The sequence below is a fragment of the Gilvimarinus algae genome (assembly GCF_030518215.1).
Lineage (GTDB): Bacteria > Pseudomonadota > Gammaproteobacteria > Pseudomonadales > Cellvibrionaceae > Gilvimarinus > Gilvimarinus algae.
This window is the reverse complement of record NZ_JAULRT010000062.1, coordinates 617,296-641,722: the sequence shown is the minus strand read 5'-3', so window position 1 is coordinate 641,722 and position 24,427 is coordinate 617,296. Positions and strand designations below refer to the sequence as shown.

General features: G+C 52.8%; 9 protein-coding genes. 1 reads left to right on the top strand and 8 read right to left on the bottom strand.

Features of this window, described 5'->3' with window-relative positions; translation table 11 throughout:
- Nucleotides 1-68: 68 nt before the first annotated feature.
- The gene (locus QWI16_RS17625) at nucleotides 69-1,184 is read right to left on the bottom strand and encodes a phosphoserine transaminase (RefSeq protein WP_302715206.1); all 1,116 of its coding nucleotides are present in this window, start codon (nucleotides 1,182-1,184) and stop codon (nucleotides 69-71) included.
- 84 nt (nucleotides 1,185-1,268) lie between these two features.
- On the opposite strand from QWI16_RS17625, the gene rrtA reads away from it, so the two are divergent.
- On the top strand, nucleotides 1,269-2,108 hold the full coding sequence (gene rrtA, locus QWI16_RS17620; RefSeq protein ID WP_302715204.1) for a rhombosortase: 840 nt from the start codon (nucleotides 1,269-1,271) through the stop codon (nucleotides 2,106-2,108).
- On the opposite strand, the gene QWI16_RS17615 is transcribed toward rrtA, so the two are convergent.
- From QWI16_RS17615 to QWI16_RS17585, 7 genes are all read right to left on the bottom strand, one after another.
- The gene (locus QWI16_RS17615; protein WP_302715203.1) at nucleotides 2,047-2,499 is read right to left on the bottom strand and encodes a regulatory protein RecX; all 453 of its coding nucleotides are present in this window, start codon (nucleotides 2,497-2,499) and stop codon (nucleotides 2,047-2,049) included. The two genes, rrtA and QWI16_RS17615, sit on opposite strands and share 62 nt — an antisense overlap.
- A gap of 11 nt (nucleotides 2,500-2,510) precedes the next feature.
- On the bottom strand, nucleotides 2,511-3,542 hold the full coding sequence (recA, locus tag QWI16_RS17610; RefSeq protein WP_302715202.1) for a recombinase RecA: 1,032 nt from the start codon (nucleotides 3,540-3,542) through the stop codon (nucleotides 2,511-2,513).
- A 161-nt stretch (nucleotides 3,543-3,703) separates the two neighbouring features.
- The gene (locus QWI16_RS17605) at nucleotides 3,704-4,207 is read right to left on the bottom strand and encodes a CinA family protein (protein WP_302715199.1); all 504 of its coding nucleotides are present in this window, start codon (nucleotides 4,205-4,207) and stop codon (nucleotides 3,704-3,706) included.
- Between the two features lie 1,391 nt (nucleotides 4,208-5,598).
- Entirely contained in the window at nucleotides 5,599-9,057 is a 3,459-nt protein-coding gene (locus tag QWI16_RS17600) for an Ig-like domain-containing protein (RefSeq protein WP_302715197.1), read from the bottom strand.
- Nucleotides 9,058-9,148: 91 nt separating this feature from the next.
- Nucleotides 9,149-9,829, bottom strand: a complete 681-nt coding sequence (locus tag QWI16_RS17595; protein ID WP_302715195.1) for a transposase — start codon at nucleotides 9,827-9,829, stop codon at nucleotides 9,149-9,151.
- Between the two features lie 580 nt (nucleotides 9,830-10,409).
- Nucleotides 10,410-14,813, bottom strand: coding sequence for an RHS repeat-associated core domain-containing protein (locus QWI16_RS17590; protein WP_302715193.1), 4,404 nt, complete (start codon nucleotides 14,811-14,813; stop codon nucleotides 10,410-10,412).
- Between the two features lie 35 nt (nucleotides 14,814-14,848).
- Nucleotides 14,849-24,415, bottom strand: coding sequence for a hypothetical protein (locus QWI16_RS17585; RefSeq protein ID WP_302715191.1), 9,567 nt, complete (start codon nucleotides 24,413-24,415; stop codon nucleotides 14,849-14,851).
- Nucleotides 24,416-24,427 lie beyond the last annotated feature (12 nt).

Genomic DNA, 24,427 nt, shown 5'->3' with positions numbered 1-24,427 from the left:
AGGACCTGCCGGCAGGCCCTGAGAGGGGAGCTGCAGCCGGTCACATGAAAGTGAGGTGACCGGTTTAATCAGGCAGTCACTTGTTCGTAGGCCCAACTCAGCCAGGGCAGCAGCGCCTTGAGGTCTGCCGTTTCAACGGTCGCACCGCACCAGATGCGCAGCCCCGGAGGTGCATCGCGGTAAGCGCCGATGTCGTAGGCAACGCCTTCGCTGTCGAGCAGCTTGACCATGGCTTTTACCTGATCGGGAGTGGCGTCAAGCTTAAAGCAGACACTGGTGTTGGAGCGCAACGCCTTATCACCGGCCAGGAATTCAATCCAGGCGTTCTCGGCCACAAAACCTTCCAGCACTTCGAGGTTGGCTTCGCTGCGATTGATGGTTTCCTGTACACCGCCAATGGATTCCACCCAGTCCAGCGCATCCAGATAATCCGCCACGCAGAGCATCGAGGGGGTGTTGATGGTCGCGCCCTGGAAGATACCCTCTTCCAGCTTGCCGCCTTTGGTCATGCGAAACAGCTTGGGCATCGGCCACGGCGGCTCGTAACTCTCCAGACGCTCAACGGCACGCGGACCGAGGATCAGCACACCGTGCGCCCCTTCGCCGCCCAGCACTTTCTGCCAGCTAAAGGTCACCACATCGAGCTTCTCCCAGGGCAGCTCCATGGCAAACACCGCCGAGGTAGCATCGCAAATAGTCAGCCCCTGACGGTCACTGGGGATCCAGTCGCCGTTGGGCACCTTAACGCCTGAGGTGGTGCCGTTCCAGGTGAAAATGACATCGTGATCAAAATTCACTTTGGTCAGGTCGGGCAGCTCACCGTAGTCCGCTTCCAGAGCGGTCACGTTATCCAGTTTCAGCTGCTTGGTGACATCGGTGAGCCACCCCTTGCCAAACGATTCCCACTGCATCACATCCACCGGCCGCTGGCCCAGTAGGGACCACATGGCCATCTCCACCGCGCCGGTGTCCGAGCCCGGCACTATGCCCACGCGGTAATCCTCAGGCAGGCCCAGCAATGCTTTGGTTTGCTCGCAGGCGCGTCCGAGGGCCGCTTTGCCCAAGGATGAACGGTGCGAACGGCCCAGAGTGGAGGTGTCCAGTTTACTGACGTCGTAGCCTGGTCGCTTGCTGCAGGGGCCGGAGGAAAAGTTGGGGTTTTGCGGTTTCACCGATGGTTGCATGGCGTTCCTCTGAAATGTCCGGGATGACTCGGCAAATGCCCGGCCAAAGCCGCCGGGCAGGTGTATGAAATTTGGGCGCTGATTATGCCAGCTAGCGGCTCCATGGTCTACGGCCAGAGTGCGGCTCAAGCCCCTGTGACAATGCCCGGCGCTTTTCGTTATAGTGGGTATACTGTTCTGCCCCTCTCAGGCACCGATACTCCAAACAGCTTACAGGCCAAAGTCACCATGTTGTCGCGCGGATTTGCAGTGCTCACCGGCTTGTGCGTCAGCGCGGCCATCCTGGGTCTCGGCTGGTACGCCGGGCTGGTCAACCCCGTCCTTGAATACCGCCCCGCCGCGTTTACCCAACTGGAGCTTTGGCGGTTGCTCACGGCCCACGTGGCGCACCTGAACCTCACCCACGCCATACTCAACCTGCTCGGGCTCGGACTGATTGTATTCTGGCTCGGCGACCAGCGCCGCCCACTCGCCTGGTGTGCCGCAGCACTATTCATCGCGCTGGGCATCAGTGTGGGGCTGTACATCTGGCAGCCGGGTGTGGATTATTACGTGGGGCTCTCGGGGGTTTTACACGGCTTACTTGTGTTCGGTCTGGCGCCACTGTGCGCGAAAAATCACCCCGTGGGCTGGGCCACCATTCTCGCCCTGATCATCAAGCTGTGTTACGAGCGCATCATTCCCGGCGGCAATAGCGCCACCGAAGTGCTGATCGCCGGCCCCGTGCTTTCCATTGCGCACGTATACGGTGCCAGCGTCGGGGCCGCTCTCTCGTTTATTTGGGTGCTGTGGCAAACACTGCAACAGCGGCCGCACCGCCAATCAGAGGGCGCTGCAGCACCGGCGACAGCCGTGCAAGCACCTAACGATCAAACAGACAAAAAATATGGTCGGGCTGAAAACCCCGGTACTGCAGATACCTGATCTGTTTTGCTTTTTCTTTGCCCTCGCGGGCGGGCTCGCCATACTTTTTCAGTAGCAGTTCGCGCGCCAGCTCGAACCAGTCGGCATCGGCCTGCGCGAGTGCGGATTCAATATGGCCACTGGCAATGCCTTTTTGCCGCAGCTCGTGAGAAATTCGCACAGGCCCCTTGCCACTGCCCAGTGATGCGCGAATAAACACCTGAACAAAGCGCTCATCGTCCACATAACCCAGCTCTTCCAGCCAGTGGAGGGTTTCATCAATCAATTCAGGGGGGTGCTGCTTGGACGCCAGTTTGCGGCCAAGCTCGGTGCGGGAATGCTCCCGGCGGGTCAGTGAAGCGAGCGCGCTGTTGCGCACTCGCTCACGCAGTTGCTGCTCTTGCTCGTCCATGGCGGCACCAATCAGGCGTCTTCTTCCTCAGCCTTGGCCTTGGCTGCCGGTGCGGGCGCACCCAAGAGCTCGGCCCGCACCCGCGCTTCAAGCTCCTCGGCTATGTCCGGGTTTTCCTGCAGGAACTTCACAACGTTGTTTTTGCCCTGGCCAATTTTGTCACCGTTATAGCTGTACCAGGCGCCGGCTTTATCCACCATGCCGAGCTTAACGCCGCTGTCGATTACCTCGCCCAGGCGGTTAATACCTTGGCCGTAGAGAATCTGAAACTCGGTTTGCTTAAACGGCGGCGCCACTTTGTTTTTCACCACCTTCACGCGGGTCTCAGAGCCGATGACTTCCTCGCCCTCTTTGACCGAGCCAATGCGGCGGATATCCAGGCGCACCGACGCGTAAAACTTAAGGGCATTACCGCCGGTGGTGGTTTCGGGGTTGCCGAACATCACACCGATTTTCATCCGAATCTGGTTGATAAAAATGACCAGGCAGTTGGCGTTTTTGATATTACCGGTGATTTTGCGCAGCGCCTGGGACATCAGGCGCGCCTGCAGGCCCACGTGATGGTCGCCCATTTCACCTTCAATTTCAGCCTTGGGGGTCAGGGCCGCTACTGAGTCCACGACCAGAACGTCCACCGCACCAGAGCGCACCAGCATGTCGGACACTTCCAGCGCCTGCTCACCGGTATCGGGCTGAGAAATAATCAAATCATCCACATTCACGCCCAGCTTTTCGGCGTAAATCGGGTCGAGGGCGTGCTCCGCATCGATAAAGGCGCAGGTACCACCGGCGCGCTGGGCTTCAGCAATGACCTGCAGGGTCAAGGTGGTTTTACCAGAGGACTCTGGACCGTAGATTTCCACCACCCGGCCGCGCGGCAAGCCGCCCACACCCAGGGCCACATCCAGCCCCAACGAGCCGGTGGAAATGGCCGGTACCGACACCTGCTCACGGTCGCCCATGCGCATGACCGTGCCTTTACCAAACTGGCGCTCAATTTGGCCCAGCGCCGCCTGCAAAGCCTTTTCTTTATTCGCGTCCATATGTCACCTCAACTGAAAAACGTAAAAATGCAATTTTTTATGCCGGCGCCCTGGGCGTTCTCCGGTTTATGCGTCCAGCATACAGGAAAAACCTGTATATGAAAACAGTACTATGAATTTATACAGTAGTTTACTGTTGGCCTGGCTGCAAGAGGGACAATTCAGTGCTTACACAGATTCAACAGCTCACGTAGCGCCGTCACGCAGGCCTGACGGCGCACCTGCGCCCGCCCGCCCTGGTAAACATAGCACTCAGAGACCACCGACTCATCCGGCCCGGCCCAGGCGAGCCATACCGTGCCGACCGGCTTGTCGCGGGTGCCGCCATCGGGCCCGGCTATGCCGCTCACGGCAACAGCCAGATCCGCCCCAGCAACTCGCCTGGCCCCCAGCGCCATCTGCTCAACCACCTCGCGGCTCACCGCGCCAAAGCGCTCGATCAGCGGCGGCTCGACGCCCAGCAGCCGGCTTTTGGCCTCGTTCGCGTAGGTTACAAGCCCGGTACCAAACCAGGCCGAACTGCCGGGCACCTCGGTAATCGCTGCCGCAATGCCGCCGCCGGTACAGGACTCGGCAGTGGCCACAGTCCAGCCGCGCTCGGCCAAATGCGCCCCCAGCTCTTGCGCCAGATGCAGTAACGTCAAATCTGTGGATTCAGAGGTCATGGGACACCGCCTAAAGGAAAGTTCGAGCGGTAACTTAGGACACTCGCCCCACCGAGCGCAAGCCTTTTGAGGCAAAAGACGCGTCTGCCTAAGCAGCCCGCGATTGGCGCATAAACCCTCATTGCGACGGTCGCCGTCCCCGTAAAAATGAAATGGCGAGAAAAGCAAAACCCTACTTTCATTTCCCCGAAAAGGATAAAGATACATGCTGGGTCATCCAGCAATAGCTATACTGCTGCAGATAAAAGAACGCTTTCCACTCGACCAGATTATCGAGATGGTGCTCATAGCCACGATCCTCAACAAACGCCACCTCCCTGCTATGACCGCGCTGCACTCTATGAAGCGATAAACCCGGCACAATCACCCTCGGCACACCGCCTCCTCCCTGAAACGCAATCTTTTCCCTCCAAAACTAAGTGCAAAACTAAGTGATGGAAAATAAATCTGTCACCTTTTTTGCGCGGTCTTCCAAGCCTTCCATGAAGTAACATTAGAGTTATTCCAACCTTCAAGCAATACATTCACCCTATATATATCGAGATCACTTCCAGGCTTGCAAACCAAGTCTATGTATATTCTCTTTTTATAATCATTCCTTAATCGAATAAAAAACATATTGTCGTTTCTAAAGATTTCGTACGGTCCAACACTAGCTCTTTCGTTCAAAAGAGCATAACCTAACCAGTTATTAACTTCACATGGAATGCCTTTCTTAAAATTGACGAAAACCGAATAATTGTTTCCCTCACTTAGCATTGACACATCTATATGATTTTCGATTAGCTGTAAATAATCAATATTTTTGACTCGACTTTCATATATATCAGTTGAGTAACACCTGACACTAATAAACAGAAGGGTGATCAAAAATCGCATTTGTTTCCTTTAGTAATCGTTAGGTTTGTAATCTTACCCGAAAGGTCTTATATCGAAAAAATGGATAAACAAAAAAGGGGACAGATTTATTTTTATACCGGCAAACCAAAAATGCTTTTCACTCGACAACAGTATTACCCGCAAAGAGGTGACGAATAATATATCCGTCACCTCTTTGTTGATCTCACTTAAGCGAATCGACACAATACAGCCCGCCGCGCACTACAAAAACACAATCGTCTCGACTCTCATTAGTAGATACCAAAATCTGAGCTGTTTTGTCTTTAGCTTGTTAAGGCCACTATTTAAAAAAGAAACTTATATGCTCGAACATTTCTAGCAATCGGTTTAACAAAGCGACCGCCCGAATATAATTCTTCACAATCAAGAATTTCACCACCCACATACATACCAGAAATGAACGATGCACCAACGCCCATACCCGTTTTGACTGGCAAACAGAAAAACTGAAAACTTCGCCACCTGTATACAATCAACCATCAGCTCATGGGCTAATTAACACAGGGCTTGTCGCTTTCTCCGTTTTGCACTTCGCGCGCGGAGGGCTTGCGTTGACACGTCCAGGGCTTGACGATGATATGCCCCCATGGGCCAATTTCTATCCGGTGATCTTCGTCAAAGATTTCCGCTTCAAGCGAGTATTTACCGGGGCTTAATCGCCCGGGCTTCCAGGTAAAGCTGTCATGGTCGCCGTCCGCATCCTCCGGTAAGTCGCTCTCCAGCAAGACACGCTCGTGCCCCCCTCTGCGGTAATAAAGATTGATCTGCGCGCTGCTGTCAGGGTCTGAGTCCTGCCACTGGATCAGCACCTTGGCACCGGTGTGTATCTTTACTTTGCCTTTGGGCTTGAGAAACTGAAAGGTCGGCGGCTGGTTCTGCTGCGCAGCGACAATGACAAAGCTAAAAGGCCCGGCCCACCCAAGAGTATTGCCGGCGGGGTCTGACGCGCGATAGCGCCAGTAATAGGGCACGCGGGTAATGAGTGATGAGTCCAGCTGCCAATAAGGTTCATCGGCAGCATGAGACGATTCCAAAGTGGTCAGAGCAGCGTCTGCGTACAGCTCAAACTCATAGGTCACTTCTAAGCCTTCGGGGTCTTGCACCGGGTTCAGCTCAAAATAGGGCCTGACGCTGTCGAGTGTTACGCCGTCAAGCGGACCGTTTAGAGTGGGTATAGCGGGCGCTCGGTTGTGCGCCTCGACGTTGACCGAAAACCCGGCTTCCACCCAGTCGCTGGTCTTTTGACCGTTATCGGCTTTTACCCTCCAGTAATAGGTGGTGTTATTCGCTAAATCCGGTGTTACCCAATGCGTGACCTCTGCAGATTCGCTGACCGCGCCAGAGGCAACCTTTGCCGGGCTGTCAAAACTAGGTACCGTATCCAGCTCAAACCAGTAGCTCAGCGGTTGATTCTGCGGGTCACTACCATTTGTTACCTGCAAAGCAACGGGCGTCAGAGAAGCCGTGATTTCTGAGCCATCGGCCGGGGACAGCGGCACAGGCGGCAAAGGGGCCGGATTGTCGCTGGTGCCGGACAGCGTAAAAGAGGCCCAGGGCGAGGAGGCCGATAAGCCGTGCTCGTCTTCTACTATCACCCGCCACACATAGCCCTGGCCACCACTCAACCGCTTGGGTACCGTCCAGCGGGTGACGCCCTGCTCGCCCTCCTCAGTGGCAAGCAGCTCGGCCACAGGCTCATCCAGGTTAGTGTCGGCGTAGAGTGTAAAGCTGTAGTACAGATAATCCCTGTCGATGTCAGAGCCGTTAGCGACACTCAGGGTGACCTGCGGCCCGTCCACCTCGCCACCATCGGCCGGGCTGTTGATGGCCGGCGCAACCGGCGCATCGTTCGCGCCGTTAATAAAATAGCGGCTGCCAACCCAGGCACTGGAGAACCCCGGATTTTGCTGGGAGACGGCACGGGCGCGCCAGTAATACAGGGTATTATCAGCAAACGCCTCGCCATCGCCCAGATGCTGCTCCGTCAGTTGGACCGAAGTGGTCAAGGGCCCCTCAGGCACGCTGGCAGCCGCGTGCAACTCGGTCATGGCTTCATCGCCATAAACCTCAAACAGCACCACTACCGCGCCAATGAAATCACTGTGTTCGCCGTTGGTTACAACCAATTCTGTCAGCCAGGGGGCCTGCCCGCCCTCAAGAACCTCGGCATTGAACGCGGGCGAGAGAACCTGTGGCTCGCCCGGCACAACTTCCGCCAACGTGGGCTCAGTGCCATCTAAAAACTCTTGCAAGTCTGAGCGGCCATCACCGTCAAAATCACCGGTGCCATCGCGATCCAAGGTGCCAAAGTGCTCCATTTCCCAATCATCATCCATACCGTCCCCGTCGGTATCATTGTGCGGATGAACACGAATTGTGAGGCTTTGGCTTGCGCTGAGCTCACCATCGCTGGCGCGAAACGTCAGCGCATAAACGCCGCTTTGACCCATCGCCGGTGTCCACTGAAAACTGCCGGTCCCATCGCCGGCATCGGTGAAGCTCGCCCCGGCTGGCATCTGCTCTACCGAGAGCATAGGCGTAGTGTTGTTCGGGTCAGAGGCGCGCACGATAAACCCCACCTGCCCCTGCTCATGGGTCACGCGATCGGGCAAAAAGCCCAGTACGGGGGGTTGAGGCACATCTATCGGATCGCCCCCCCAATGCAGGGTATACTCGCCGGTGCTCTGCGTATCGAAAACGTGAACAAAATAATCAAATGTGCGGTTGTCTTCCGCTCGCTCTTTGGAGAGCCAGGCATTTTGCGGGTTGAGAAGCTTGCCATCGGATCGCACAACGCGAGAGAGTGTCTTCCCGCCACGGTAGGGGTCGGCAACCTTCGTGTAGGTCACACCGGGTACCGCCTCATAGCGCAGCCGGTGACTCTGCCCAGCCGCTTGCAGCGCGCCTTGCTGCACCTCGACAGGCATGCAATTGCTGCACAGCGATTCGTGCAGACCGGTATTCTCAGACTCGTACACAAACAGCTCGTTGTGCTCGTTATACGCCAGAAAATCCCGCACCGCGTCGCGCCCGATACTGTCTACCACCACGTCACGCAGCAAAAAGCGGGCGCTGGTGGCCTGCAATAAGGAGGTTAGCTCACCTCCTAACTCATCGGCATGAGTAAAGCTCGCCGTAAACGCTGTAAATTCGCCCGACAAGCTACTTTGCATCAACCAGCGGGCCATTGCGACCTGCTGAGGAGCGATATCACCAAAGTCCGCCGTAAGCGTAGGCGCCGCCGGTGCATTGCCGACGTAACTGCCCAAAATGGTGAAATCGATGGCCAAGCCCTGTTCGTTCTCGACAATCGTGGGCTGCGCCGACTCAATCTGCACATCGCCCGCCCAGCCGTAGCCGGAGTTGGCTACCCGCACGCCCAGGGTATAAGGCTCGGGGGCCTCTACGGACGTGGTAAAGGCGTCATCGGCAATAACTTCACGGGTCAAAAAATAATCCAGGGTCAGGGCCGGCTGGGGTTTCACCACAATGCTGTCGGGCGCCACCTTCAGGCTTTCCGATTTACCGCCGTAGCGGTAACTCAATTGGGCACCGACAAAGAACAGCTTGCCGTTTGCCGAGTTGCCGGCGGCGTTGGCGGTTGGAATAATCAGCCAACGGATTTCGCCTATTTGGTTGGGCGCAATGCGCCCCCCACTGACGGCGCCGGCCTGGCCCTCAGTTAAGTCACTGACCTCCCGGGTAGCGTCCAAGCGGATAAAAAAGCTGGCGTTGCCTGCACTGGTATTGGAAGTGGCTACCACCGGCTGGCCAAGCCCGTCCTCAAACAGAACCTCAATGTCGATATTCTCAATCGGCACCGTATCCAGCGAGTTCTCTATACGCATCAGAGCCTCAAAACCCTGGCGCTCAAAGGTCAGCTCCTGTTTGATTTCAATTTTAACTTCGGCGCAGAGCTCCTCCTGCGCAATCGCTGTATGAGAGGCCACGCATGAAAACCACGCGATCATAGCCACTAATTTTAACGCCAAACGTCCTGTCATAATGCAACCATGCTTTTCTTTTAAATGGGGGACAGATTTATTCTCTCGTGCTCGGTGGCCGCCCTCGACTTCTGTACTCCACCCGAACACCCGTTCTTCTTTCAACCTCGTCGATAAAAGCGTGGGAGCCAGTCAACTGATTCCGCTCCACCGCGCCCCTTATAAACGCCTCTTCACTCTTTGCTTCTTTCGCCTTATTCACAAAACCAGCGTAATTCGTTATTTGAGCCTTTACACTCTTACCTAGGGCCTCAAATACGGGCGATGTATCCAACCACTCGCAAGGTTCTAGCCCAATACGGGCGCGATAACTGGACCACCGGTAGTCCTCAGCCCGCGACACCATGCGTGCCTTTACGGGATTTAGCTCTACATAACGACTGCACTGCAACAAATAGGCATCCGTCTCAATAGGGCTAATTTTGTACCGACTTTCCCACAAGGAGCCGGTACGCCCCTCCATCTTATTGACAAATCGTGTTTGCCTACCCGCCAGCCGCTTCATCAAGCGGCCAATATCGCCAGGGCAGTCATTCGCCCCAACGATTAAATGTACATGATTGGTCATCAGGCAATAGCTATACACCTGCAAACCGAAAAACGCTTTCCACTCCGCTAAGTTATCGAGATAGTATTCATAATCCCGATCCTCAATAAACACCACATCCCTGTTATGACCACGCTGCACTATATGATGCGGCAAACCCGGCACAATCACCCTCGCCCGCCTCGGCATATCGCCTCCTCCCTGAAACGCAACTTTCCCTACAAAATCAAGCGGTGAAAAATAAATCTGTCACCTTTTATTGTTTAAGCAGTGGAAAATAAATCTGTCACCTTTTATTATCCTTTTCCCTACAAAATCAAGCGATAGAAAATAAATCTGTCACCTTTTATTTGTTAAGTGACGGAAAATAAATCTGTCACCTATTATGAATCTGTAATTTTTTCCTGAATCTAAAGATAAAAAAAACAAAAACCATAAACGCCTCAAGAAACTGAACAGACCAATATGTATAACCATCGTTATGAGAGGATACCGCAAACACAAAGAAGTGAAAAAATGATATAAAAATACAAAACAAAAAAATAGATTTGTCAAAAATCGGATTCTTCAAAAGAAGAAAAAAAGACCATGAAAGTAATGGAAAAAACCCCAACACAAACACCACATGTCTTAAGACAACCAAAACCTCTGACTCCCCAAGCGACAAAAAAACAAAAACAGAAATAAGGGCATAAAACAACAAAAGAATAAGCCAAAAAATAATTTTAAAGAAATAGAACATAATTAACCTTCAGCATGAGCATTCATCATTCGATGGCAATAGGTTTCTAGGATCAAGATTTGACTTTCCCTCGTCATCAAAAGGTACTGGGTTTGGGAAAACTCCTTGAGGCCAAAGATTTCCGCCATAAAAGCCCGAACCAATACCTGCTTTATCGAACGCTTCATCATGGTATGAATCTATCATGTTTCCAGTAATAGCATTGCTACCATAAATTTCTACTAATCTAGAATCAGCACTAATTAAATCACTTCTAATTTGATCATATATCTCGCTCTGAGAGAGATCGGTTGAGTCTAGAGCCCAAGCCGATCCTATACCTGCATCCATAATAGTATTCACATCTATTCGATCCCCACGACATATTTTTCCTGCTGTTTCGTAATAATCCTGAAGGTCTCCGCACGTTTCCTCCATACGTTCATCGTAATATTCACAAACGCTTGTATCGCCTCTACCATTTAGATCCCACTTATCCAAACCAAGAGGATCAAAGTACCTTAAAGGAGACGAATCTGTATAAATATAATTATTAAGACCTGCCGCCATTCCAAGTGGATCAGCCCTTAAATACCGACCAATAGATGTCATGTAATATCTATGATAATTATGATGCAGCCCAGTCTCCCCATCAAAATACTGCCCAGGAAACCTCAAATTATTCTCTACAAGTTCAGTAACGAGAGTCGCCTTACCAAACGCCTCATACCGAGCTTCCCACACCACCTGCCCTGTGGTATCCACCATGCGCTGGGGCGTACCCAAGTGATCGTTCTGGTAGTAATACACCTGCCCACCTCGGCGCTGCATCAGCGGGTCGGTCATCCAGGTGCTGTAGGGAGTAAACTGGTACTCAGCGACCAAGTTGCCCGAGGCGTCGTACTCCGCCGCGAGGCCTTCGTCGGTATACAGAAACCAGGTAGTCTTACCATTCGCGGTTTTTTTGATGCGCCGGCCGAGCAGGTCATAGGCGTACTCGCCCACCACAACGCCATCGCGCTTAACGGCGATCAGCCGTTCCTCACGATTATAGACGTACTCGACTGTCTCCTGTGGCGTGGTTTTGCTGGCCGTATGACCATTGTCGTTATAGGTAAAGGTGGTGACCTCACCATTTTTTGTTTGGCGGACCAGCTGGTTTTGTGCGTTGTAGGTGGACTCAATGTGTTCGGAATCCACCGACTCCGGCGCCAGGGTGTGAGACGTGCGGTTGCCCACACCGTCGTAACCAAAACTTTCATCATTCGCCGCCACCTCTACAGGGTAGTCAGCCTCGGTTAACCGATACAAGCTGTCGTAACCAAAACTGTACAGGCCGTGTTCGGTATCAATGGTTTCGATATCACCGACCAAATCATAGTCGTAGACGGCTTGCGCCATATTCTCTTGTTCGGGGTTTTTCAGTACCCGCTCTTTCACGCGCTGAAAGTCCTCGTAACTGAGCTGCACTTGGCCGCCGCCGGGGAAGACGATGGTTTGCGGCTGCATCCACTGGAAATTGGTGTGGCTGATCTGCCCTGCGCCCGGAATGTGCAAAGCGGCAAACTGATTGTTTTTGTTGTAGTAGTAGGTGTAAGTAACCCCCTCCGGGTTGGTGTACGTTTTTTTCAGGCCATTGGGGTAGTAGGTGTACTGGTAGCTTTTACTGAATGCGCCAAAATTAACGGTGACGCTGGTCACCTGCCCCAGGCCGTTGTAGGTATAGCTTCCCGACAAGGCGATGATATCCGCGGTGCGGTTGGCGGCATCAGTCCCCAGGCTTTGCTGGTAGCCTGTGTAGCGGTCGCGCCCCGCTACGTTGTAGGTGACACGCTTAACCGGTTGAGCTTGCTCAGTGCTGGCAAAGAGTTCGCTCGCCACCAAACGGTTGGCGGCATCGTACTGCATGCGGGTAACTTCCCCCATTGGGGTTATATGCGCGGTTTGATTGCCGTTGACGTCGTACTCGTAGCGGCGGGAACCTGTGGGCTTGATCTCCTGGGTGCGCTGATTGTTCAAGTTGTAGTGAAACTCCGTTACCCGGCCTTCGGGGTCGGTAACGCTGAGTAAGTTATCGCGCGCGTCATAGGCAAACAGGGTTTCACCTTCCTCGGCGTCGTTAATGGCGACAATGCGGTTGAGGCGATCGTACACGTAGGATTCGGTTTGGTTTTTGGCATCGGTATGGCGGGTGCGGTTTCCCGCTTTATCGTAACCAAATTTCACGTAGTGGTTTTGACCATTGGCGATGTGGTTTTGCTGGCGCACCCGCTCGCGGGCGTCATAGTCCAGCTCGGTTTTAAAGGTGGGGTAGAGAATGTGTTTCAGCTGGGTTTTCTCGTACGCCAGCGTGGTCTCATTACCCTCACCGTCCGTCACTTTAACCGGCTGGTCGCGGTGATTGTACTCAAGTCGGTTGCTGTGGCCCATGGCATCCACCACGCCAGACAAGCGGTAGTGGCCATCGTACTCCAGGCGGGACACCTGATCTTTGGCATCGGTTAGTGAAATGGGCAATGATTGGGCGTTGGTGTCTATGTCGTAGTGGACACCGGCGGCACTGGTCACCGAGCGCAGGTCACCAGCGGGGCTGTAGCGATACAGCTCCTGATCGCCAGTGGGGATCGTCAGGGTTAACAGATTACCCGCTGCATCGTAATCGTAAAGCCACTGGTCAGTGGTATTGAGCGCATGTGCGCGCCCGTCTTTCATGATGCCGGCGTTACCCAGCGCATCGTAATCCGAGTAGGTTGTGATATGACCCATGGGATCGGTTATTTGGGTGAGGTTGCCGTAGGTGTCGTAGTCATAGTAGGTGGTGGCCAGCTCGGTGTTACCGGCGGCGGACTCGCCGGTCGTGAGCTCTCTAAGCTGGCCGTATTCATCGTAAGCGTAGCGGGTGGTGCGCTGGTCCGGCGTGCCCTGCGCCTCAATCAGCGTGAGTAAGTTGCCGGTATTGTCGTACTCATAGGAGGTTATAGTGCCCCGCTCGTCGGTGCGGCTCAGCGGTTGGCTGTAGCGATGATCCCAGGTGGCCGTCTCGCTGGTGCCATCCGGATAAGTGGTTTTGGTCCGGTTGCCCCACTGGTCGTACTCAGTGTAGGTTTTGCGGCCGCGGGCGTCTTCACTCAGGCGGTATTTGATATAGAGGCCCTTTTTCTCGGCCAGGTCTCCCGGCAAAGAAGGCTCCGCGGGCTCCTCCGGTGGCGGACAAGACACATTGGGGTCAATGAGACACGCGCACTTATTGGAGTTATAGGCACGGCAAGAGACCAGATGGCGCTCTATAAGCGTTTGGTTGCGGTATTTCTCCCAAAACTGCGCCGCATAGTACTCGACGAGGAAATCTGAACCCAGGCTGCCGTTTGAGGCCGTCACGCTGTTACTGAACTCTTGCTCGCCATTGACCGATTTTGACAGCAACAAGCCAACTTGATCAAACCACAGCTCAACCACCTTGCCGGAGGTGTGCTCCTCGGAGCGGTAGTAGCGGTTTTTACTCTCATCGTAGTTATAGGTGTAGTAAACCCCCTTGCCATCACTATCAATCACGGACATGACGCGCCCCTGAAAGTCGATGTCGTAGTGGGTGGTGCGCTCGTCCGGGTCGGTTATGCCAGTGAGCACCGCGTTATCCCCATAGTGAAACTGCCACTTTTGCCCAAGCACATCCGTCAGAGCCAGCAGCTGGCTATCGGCGTTGTACTCATACTCGACAAACCGCCCCGTATAATCTGTTAACCGCTTTAGGCGCTGAGGCTGATAGCTGGCACCCTGCAGATTTTGCCGGGGCACCTGTGTAGGGTCCGCTTCCCAAGTGTAGGTAATTACAGTATTGCCGTGGTGGTCGGCTACACTTTGAATGTAGCCGTTGACGTCTCTGTTTAATGTGACCTGAACGCCATTTTTGTCCCTATAGGCGATCATGCGACCAAAGCGATCGTAGTCAATATGGTTACCGTGGTAGTCATACCAGTGGTACCCCTCACCAGTGTGCGCGATAAACCGCTTGAGCCGGTTTTCGTAAACGGTCTCGGTCTCGCTGGTATGGCTGATCACATAGGCTTGCGAGGCGCGAAACAGCCTGCCGGGCGGCTCAATAGGCTCTTGCAGATCCGCGGGCGAGATTTCATTGTTGTTGATACGCTGCTCCAGCTCCGCCGCCAGGGAGGTTCCGCCACCGTGGCTGACGCCGTTCCAACGGGCATTCCACACCCACTGAGTCCCGGTCCAGCGCCGAGTCATACGTACACTGCCCCCCAGCACCTTAACGCGCATATCCTCAAAGGTTTCCAGGTTTTCAGCCTCGGAATAGTGTGGCGACGCCTGGTTAGACGTAACACCCGCTTTTGCCAAGACCTCCGTAGTGGCCAAACTGAGCAGCAATACCAGCGTAGCCTTATACAGCCGGCTTGGGTTCCATATTGTGTTCATTCTCACTCCATTCAATACGTGAAGTCGGCATTTCACTATTTGGCCGAGGTGTTATCGCAATTGTCTTCATCGCAAACTGTATCGTTCTTGCACCAGTAATAGTCGCCACTATCGCCAACATCGTCTACGCGAGGCCGCTCTGTACCCCAGAAACCGCCGGTGCTGTCAACGCCACTATCACTGCCGCCACCACAGCCAGAACCACTGCCCCAGTTACTGCCAACGCTCGTTTGGGCATTGCCGGTGGCAACAGAATCGTTAGCACACTCGTAGTTATAACTAACGCTCACGCCACCTGCGACCTTACCGCAACCGCCACCCGAGGCGAGATCCTGGGCATCCACATCAAAGTCTCGAACGGCCTCGATGCGGTAGGGCAAGACCACCCGCTCACCGGCCTCGAGCGTTGAGGGAACCTCGCGTAAAAACTCCATTTGCATCACATGCTCAGGAAAAGTTACCGAGCGGGCAACATTGATCGCCCTGACCAAGCCGTAGTTGGTCAGAGTTAGCTCACCCTGGTACACCTGCCCCTTCTCCATGACAGGCAGATTAATTCTTAGCGGCTCAAGCAATACCACGGCGGCCGGGACATTGGTTTCAAAGGTGGCCTCGATGGTGATTTCGTAGCGATCCTCAATGGTAATTTCATTAACAGACCACTCCACATTAATGAGAGAGTTTTGCAAGAATACGTCCTCGGAGACCGTCACCCCTGGCTTCACCCACACCCGGCCGGAAGTGCTCTCGTGATCGAAGGCGCTGGCACGAAAGTGATACCGGCCAGCAGGTATGCCCTCGAAAAAGGCCTCACCGAGTTCATTCGTGGACAACTCAAAGGTTTCAAACAACACCTGCTCATTTTGCAGGGATATTTTCGCACCCGACAAGCCCTCAATAAGCTCGCCGGCTGGAGTCAGTGTCGCCGTATAGATGTCGGACGCATGAAAGAAGGCGTTCCCCGTGCGGGCGTCAGTTACCGTTACAAACAGCGGAAAGGACTGCTCCTCGCTATTGTCGCCGCTGGCGGTCAAGTAGAACTCGTAGTTACCCACGGATGCGTTGCTGGGCGGGGCAAAGCTGATCTGAACCTGCTTTTTGCCCCCCGAGGTGATCTCACCCAAGGCAGAGGTAGACACCAAAGTGACCCAGTCGGGCAAGGAAGCGCCCTCCTTGCCCGACACGGTAACACGGGCATTGTGAAGTGTCTGCGCGCCCATGTTGGTGAGCGTTAGGGTTTCGGTAATGTTAGAGCCCAGGGTAACACCGGTATCGAGATAAAAGGGCTCAGACACCAGTGCTGGCCGTGCGGCGCTCAACGCATACCGTATAGAAAAGTAGCCGATGGCGTTAGGACCGATGAAATTATCGGCCTCAACGGCAAACCTTAGGGTGCCGGTGTCCGCAGCGCTGTTATCGGCATACATCTCCAAATTCAGGAACTGGGTTGTGCCTGAGGCCACTTCTTCCAGAGGGTAGTGACTGACCGAAAGTCCGCCTGGGAGCTGCGGGGCCGCCTCACCCAACGGAGGAAGAAGGCGAAGCCTCACATTGGTAAGCACTGCGCCCGGGCTTGCAGTAATTTCCAGAGGTATAGTGTGCTCGTAGTTTCTGGGAATAGAAACACGCGCCTCTTCTGGCCAGGCACTGGCGCCGACAATAGTAAAACTGCCATGAGCGGGGCGTGTGGTGATGTCCGGATGTAATGCCGATACCGTATAAATTCCGGCGGAGCCCGCGCCCTCATAGTCGTATGAGAAATGGCCGGAAGCGTCGGAAAACACCGTTACTTCCTCTTCAAAACCACGGACGGAAAACACCAATTTCACCGGCACGTTTGCCAGGGGAGCTTCGTTTGTGGAAAGCGCTCGACCCGCAACCACCACCGATTGGCTACCGTAGACTTGCTCGGGCGATACGCTATCCACCACCGCTGTGTAGGCGACATCGGCCAACCGATACGGCTTAACCAAGCCCGACCCGCTAATGGACAGTGGATTTTTTCCTCCCGTGTTCAAGCGATATGTTTTTACATTAAGCCTGAGCTTTATATCCTCTGGGGCAGCCTCAGGTATAGGAATGTCAACCGGCACAGAAGTAAAAGATTGCCCCGGCTGAACGCGGGCTACGACATGGCCTGAACCGACGTTGAGCACACCGCCGGTGAACTGTTGCAGTTGCTTCTCAGCGAGCACGTTGCCACTTATATCCTCAATACGTAAGATGATCTCTTCAGAGGGCTCTTGGCCATCGGCTCTTGCCGTTAGCAGCTCCACTGGCGCGGAGCTCGTATTCTCAACCGTAAACGCAACCTTGGCACTACCACCGCGAACAAGCTCATTCACCGTAAAATTATAGCGAAGCGAAGCGTTCTCTACAGGTACATCCAATGTCTCGGTAAAAGCAACAGTCGACTGTTCAGATAGTTGATAAATGAGCTTGGTTTCCAGCGTTACTTGGTCGTTCAGCGCGGTGTATCCACCTACTGTCACCGATACAGGTTTGGTTTCACCGCCGCCTAAAGAAACAGTTTCTGAAAAGTGCTCTTTTAATTCACCGCCGACATCAATGGTGACCGATAGCTGAATGCCCGTTAAAGGCTCATCGCCCAGGTTTGTCACCTTGAATGTCAACGTATTAAACACACCCCTTTGTAGAAGTACCTCATCGTCAACTGGCGACAGGGATAATGACGGCACGCGAACCTTATTCGCCAAGCTGGCCACGCTGTTTTCATCTACCGCCACGACCGCGTAGTCTAGGCTGGCACTGCCGGGTTGATAACGGAACTGTTGGTCAACAAAGGAATGGCTTCCTGGGTGGTTTGTTACGACCCCAAGGTCGACTGCCACATCATCGACGGTTCTGTGCAGCGCGAAGTAAGACACCGAACTCGAAGAGTGCTCCCAGCTCAGGGTGGGCACACCCAGCGCAGAAAACACTATGTCAAAGTTACTGACTGGCAAAAGGTCAACATTCAGGTACTCCGTATTGCTCGGGAGCGATTCGTTTCCGGCGTGGTCAATAGCCGTCACAAAATAGTTGTGCTCATCATTGGATGGCTTCTCATCCAAAGCCATTAAACCAACAATGTTATCTATGATGGGGGTTAGCTCAGAGGTAACCGATACCGGGGAACCACTTTCACGTAAACGATACAATCGGTGACGCATTTGCTCGCTGTGCGGCTGTGAGGTCTGGTCTCCCGCGCTATTCCAAGCGGCCAGAATACCTGCACCAGTGAGGTTGAGCGATAGCCCGGTTGGGTCAGGCGGCGGAATTCGATCAGAGTAAACCGCTACCGTCTCAGTTAAGGCACTCTCCGAATGCTGTTCGTTCTTAAAACGAAGTGAAGAAACCGCATACTCATAGCGCCCATCCTGACTTGGCGTGTCGTTAAACGTAAGTCCGTCAGCCGTCCCGATGATTTCAAGCGCTGTTGACCCATAGGGGCGGCGATATATTCTATAGTTTGATGCGTCCGGCTCTTCTCTCCATTTAAGGCCCACGTCGCCCGCGGGCTTCGAGCGCGCCTCCAAGCCTTGCGGGATGCCTGCAGGCGGAAGCTCTCCCATATATATTTGAAAAACGGAGTTGCCGCGAATACGGGAGGATGCATTGCCATAGGCATCTTCAGCGCGGTAGACAAAAGACAGTGAAGCGACAGTGCTATCTGACGGAAAGTCGGACTCTGTCAGGGTGATTTTTCCATGCCAGTCATTTGAGCCCGGCATTTTTGTTAGCTCTATACCCTCCGAGTAGGCAGCCAGTGGTACGCCGTCAATATATGGTTTTAGGTGCGGCAATTGGTCGCCCGCCGTGGGCTCGCTAACGGTAAGCGTAAGCTCAACCTCCCGTGTAGCGTCTACGTCAATAGGCTCTTCAGGTAGTAGCGCCAGAGAGAGAGCATCGGGCCCGGCAGCATCAATTTCTATGACACCGCCTTCAACCACTTGAGTGCCGCGATTGCCCGCCGCATCATAAGCGGACATCACTGCGTAGTAAGTCGCAGAGGACACTTGATCATCCAAGGTTACCGAGCCAACGTAGAGACTGTCATCTTGATAATCCCGGGTTAAATCAACGACCAAAGGAAACAGAGAGCCCGAGGCTCTAAAGGCCAGGTAGGGATCATTGCGCAAAGGCTCACTGAAACGGACTCGAAGATCAATCCGCCCCTGAGAAAAGCGGAAAGGCTCACCGGTGGGATGACCGTAAAATTCATACTCTATCAAGTTTGCGACCGGGCCGGTGCTGTCTACGCTTGCCTCTACGATGTTTGAAAGACTGCTTTCAGTACCCAATGAATTCTGGGCCGAGACCGCATAATAATAAGTGCCATCCTCCATGAGGACATCTTCAAATTCTCTGGCTGTCAACACCTCTTCATTGATTTTTTCTGCTGCCTCGGGCTGAGAAAAAATGGAGGCCCCACGATAGATATTATAGCCATCCACTTGCCCGCCAGAGCTTCCCCAATACAATTTAACACGACCTCCGCTCACTGACAGGCTCTTGAGTGTTTTAGGTGCATCAGGTATTGACGTGTCTTTGATAACGACGACGCCTTCGGAGAGAAAACTCCAACGGCCTCTTCCGGAAAAACTAGCAACAGCCTGGACAATATTCTCTCCCTCTCTAAGCTGTGCAAACTGGGAGAAATACCCAGACTGATCAGCGATAGCGGCAGCTGTTTGCTCAGCCCCATTAACCACCAAACGAACATCCGCGTAGGGCTCAGATTTCCCTTCGATAAGCATTCGACTGTTGTTGGTCACGCTAGACGAACTGGTGATAATCAATGGCGCTTCTGGCTGCGATAGCTCAACGGAAAATTCGTAGGTTACGCTTGAAACATTACCACTCGTGTCATACACATCTAAAGCTATAACGTGAGTTCCGTCGGCTAGCGCCTGTATATTAACAGGCAAATGGATCTCGGAAGTAGACAAAGGAAAATTTCCAAGAATAGCATCATTCAAGTACACCACGACATGAGAAACACCTGTGTTGTCAGAAAAACTGGCCACAAGACTCGAATTCTTCGCTACCGTCGGAAATGCGCTCAGATCGTGGTGGTGGCCATTGTTTACAAGTTCTGCAAAATCTATAGTCGGCCCAAGATTGTCTGTCAGATAAAGCCCAGAGTCGGTAAATATAGTCTCTGAACTCCCACCAGATACATTCACGGCCACCACCGTAAAATAGTGCAGAGTATTCTCTGGCAGTTGATTCAACTGCAGAGAATAATCCGCCTGCGTCGGACCGCTTGACGGCACAATCCGAATAGGTTCCATGCCCAATACCGAAGTAAAGCTTTGCGGGGCGGCATAGATTCTATAACTACTCACCAACTCCCTAGGTCCGGACGCTGACCAGGTTAGGACGTAATCATCTGAAATCGAAACGTCGGAAGGGTTTCCAAGTAGAGTGGCGCCGGGGTCTGTTGCTGCCGCGCTGTAATTGCCCCTGGGGTTCAGAGCCCGAACTTCTACCGGATATGCAGACGCTGGCCACAGCCCGCTTACTTCGAGATGAAAAAAGCCATCCTGAATTTCAGTTGGGTCCACCACAAACACTTCGTCACCAACAAGGACTTGGTAGATGTCCAAGTTATCGTACGGATCGGAAGCCGGAGTCCATGTTAGTAAAAGGCTTGTATAATCAGGAAGCACCGTTAAATTTTTTGCTCTTCCTGGTAATTCTTCATCCACAAGGTCTATAGGGACAGACTCATAAAATTCTGAAGTTAAGCCTTGGGTGTCAATAGCAACTACAACCACATAGACTGTTGAAAAGGGTGGCAAACCGGAGATATCGAAAGACTGGCTATTCGCTGGAACAAATATCGCATTTACACCACTATTGTAGGAAGAAAACGGTGCTCCAGAATAGTAAACGTGATATCCAGATATATCATTTTCATTACCCAATGGATCGTATGAACTCCAATCCACAACAATCCTTGAACCGTCCCCTTGAATCCACAAAAGTTCTTCAACAAGTGCTGGGGCTATAGTACTACCGAGGGAAGAATCGTAGTTAACGGCGATTTCGACTTGGCCGCTTTCATTGCCTGCTTCATCAACCAAGTAGAAGGAAAGGAAATTCTGACCTTCAATAAGCTCTGCAGAATACTGCCAAGCCTCAGCATCGCGAAACCCATCGACAGGCGCATTGTTGACCCAAAGCGTCGTTCCAGCTTCCTTACTACCCGAGAACGTAATGGTGCGGTTACCCGTGGTGTCTGGATAGGGGCCGAGCACAGGCGCATCAGGGGCCACAGTATCGACAACAAAGTGCTCAGTATAGTGATCTTCAGGGGTTTGCCCGGCAATTTGGTTTTGGTTTTGATCAAGTAGCACGCCGGATAGGTTGGCAATACTAGGCGCCAGAGTAAGAAAATAGCTGCCATCGGGGATGTCTTGGGAAAACTCGGCCCGAAGATCTGACACAGAATCCGGCAACAGTTGGTCTGGGTGCATGACTACACCGCTCTCGATATTCTCAAGCGTCAAATCGTTTGCCGTCACAGTAGCCGGATCTATAGGCTCACTCAGCGCCAAGGTAATTATCCGAAAGGCGTCTTTGCTCACCGCGTTTAGGCTACTTGAGGTCACGTAGGGTCCGGTTTCTTTCTGTTTGAGATATACAGTTCCGTCTTCACCGTGTCCGTAGGAGTAGTACTGCCCATTGTAAAACTCGGAGACCCCGCCTTGAGCCTCCAGTAACAACGGAAAGCTCTCCATTAAACTAGAATAATATATTGCAATACGCCCGCCGCCCCCACCGCCACCTCTTGCGTGAGAACCACTCGCGCGAATCAGGGCCTGATCAGACAATACCGCCAGCTCGTTCACGTTGAGAAGTATTGATCCCCCGGCGCTGCCGCCCCTTGCATTTGAAGGCAAACCGGGGCGGGTCCAACCATCTGCCAGTATCTGGCCGCCCAGCTCGACGACCATCGCCTCTATTGACAGGGCTCCGCCGCCGTAGCTATCACGTGACCCCCAGCCTGGCGTTGTTGGCCAAAACTCGTCACCTGAGGCGGGAAGGCTGTCAAAGCGCTCGTCGCGAGAGTTCAGATAGTACCCGCCTACACCGCCGTGGCTGCCTCCTACCCCACTGTCGAGATTTTCCTGACTCCAGGGAAAACCCTTCCCTGAAACATCAATTCGACTTTGCTCATCAATATGTAGCCGGTTTGTCACAAGGGACAGGCGTCCATCAAGCCCAAATTTTGACGCGGACAAAATGCCACCATTAATCACCGAAATATCTTCAAGCTCTACATGACCCGACAGCGACAAATCAAACCCATCTACTCGCAAGCTATCACCCTCAAAAACCGGCGGACCTAGAACCTCAACGGATACGCCACTGCCCAACACGGGAGACTCTTCTGGGAAGGTCAATCCTTGCTCGAACCTAAGCGTTGAATCGACAATGTTGAAAGAGTGAAAATTTGACAGATTCTGACCCGATGTAAATGAGACCAATGAACCGGAAATCAGATCCCACTCCTGTCCCCGCACATCTCCCGAATATGAAAAGTTGGCGGCTTCTACTACTAGCTGGGTATCTGAATCGATATCAGGAAAAGGCCATAGGTCGTTGGTGCCGCCATCGGAGATCTTTAAAGTACTTTCACCAGAAACAGTATTGAGAATAAAGACCGTGCCCGGCCGAAGTTTCTCAGCATAACTCCGTATGGACTTATTATTTGAAGTAATGTTCGTGAAATCAAACCCACTGTTTGTTTCATAGTGAAGTGACACTGACCCCGATGAAAAACCTTCATAGACGCTATTTGCTGTAATTTTAGAATCTTCAACCGTAGACGAAATTTCTTTGGTTATTATCCAAATTGAACCTCCGCCGTAAGAAGAAGATGCGTCAATTATTCCATCAATCTGCAAGCTCTCAAGGGATAAATGAATAGCTCCGCCCCCCTGACTATGTAACTGATTATTACCCACCCCCGGGCAAATGGGCTCTTTATAATCGGAGCAGTCTATACCATATGGCCCAACATCCGGGGATCTCTCCAAAAACCCCCGGTCTCCACTAGAGATAGAGCTATCCGAGTCAATCCAGAGTGTATTTGCCACTAAGTTGAGAGTCTTAAATTTCTCTCCAGCTTCCCGGTCAACTGGGGTCGTGCTAATCATGCCTCCATTGACGACACTCAAGGCTTCAAAATCGGCATCAAAACCAAGCCAAAGACGGAAACCATTCACTACTAACGAATTTTCGTCTGCCGAAATTGACTCACTAACGGAAAGAACCGAATCTTGGACTTCACTCGCTAATGGATGATTTAATATTAAATGGTTTATCGTCGCGGACAACCAACTAAAGGTGTTATTCACCACCAAGCGGTTAGCAGAGACCTCACCGAAAGAGATCGGTGCATTGACCTCCAACTCGCCAAACACCTCTAAGTGGCCTTCTTCAAGATCAAAAGTCAGGGACTCTCCTTCTGGGGCTTCGGGTAATTCCAGCTCCAACTGCAAAGCCTCAGGGAAGACAAGATCGCCTTGCACGATTAGACGTCCTTGATCTAGCAAACTTACAGATACTGTAGGAACTCCATTCAGAGTAAAGTCACTGGCTAAGACCTCTAAAGCGGTTTCCGAGCCACTGACGAGTAATTCATGAACATCATTTTCAAGACTGACTCGCGTATGTGGCGCTTTCTCCCATACGTTATTTTTAACAATCAGCTTACCGTGCTGCTTTGATTTATCGTAGAGGTATACGGTACCAGCACCGCCACTCATCGTACTTGGAATATTATTGAACTCATTACCACCTGACACGGAAAAATTTTCAAGTGTATATTCAAATGAGCTATAATGGATTGCAACTCGGCCACCTCCACTACCGCCTTCTGCCCCGCCTCCATTCGCAGTGATATGCGTTTGAGAAGATGAGCCCAAAATAATTTCATCAGCATCGAACCAAACAGAACCTCCAGCCCCATGCGTTTTATTATTGTCTTGAATTGCCGCCCCATTGGCCGACACTCTACCCTGTAAAACAATAGACTGAGCAAACACTTTAACTCTGCCGCCGCCCCTCGTAGCGTAAGGCTGCCCATTTCCGTAGCGACCATACGTTTTAGCTCCTTCGCCCAATGTTTCGGGCGTTGCGTAACTGCCATACTCTGAAGAGGGTTCACTCGGGTAGTAGACACCCTCTTCTTCATTGTATAGGGCATTGCCATACACACCTCCTCGCCCACCATGGCTTCCGGTCACACAGCAACCATCGGTTTCTTTCGACAGCAGGCCCTTGCCTTCGACGTCTATACGGCTGGCTTCATCAACATATAGCTCAGTTTCAATATCCAGTTCAATCCCGCTCTCCTCCGAGTGTGTCAGCGCCGCCCCGTTCACAAGACGCAAACTGGCTAGTTGATGATAGCCATCTATCACTACTTCCACACCATCAACAGTCACATCCTGCCCATCATAGGTAGTGTCAGAGGCGGCGATTTCCAGCGGCTCAGTAATCACTACTTGAGCCAGAAGAGGCGTCGATAGAAAAGGGGCGATGGCAAGTACCAGCCACAACAGAAAGGTCGTCCATTTATGCATTGTTATTCCCAA

Coding starts and splice junctions, on each gene's coding strand:
- QWI16_RS17625 (WP_302715206.1), bottom strand. CDS start 1,184: ATGCAACCATCGGTGAAACCGCAAAACCCCAACTTTTCCTCCGGCCCC.
- rrtA (WP_302715204.1), top strand. CDS start 1,269: ATGCCAGCTAGCGGCTCCATGGTCTACGGCCAGAGTGCGGCTCAAGCC.
- QWI16_RS17615 (WP_302715203.1), bottom strand. CDS start 2,499: ATGGACGAGCAAGAGCAGCAACTGCGTGAGCGAGTGCGCAACAGCGCG.
- recA (WP_302715202.1), bottom strand. CDS start 3,542: ATGGACGCGAATAAAGAAAAGGCTTTGCAGGCGGCGCTGGGCCAAATT.
- QWI16_RS17605 (WP_302715199.1), bottom strand. CDS start 4,207: ATGACCTCTGAATCCACAGATTTGACGTTACTGCATCTGGCGCAAGAG.
- QWI16_RS17590 (WP_302715193.1), bottom strand. CDS start 14,813: ATGAACACAATATGGAACCCAAGCCGGCTGTATAAGGCTACGCTGGTA.
- QWI16_RS17585 (WP_302715191.1), bottom strand. CDS start 24,415: ATGCATAAATGGACGACCTTTCTGTTGTGGCTGGTACTTGCCATCGCC.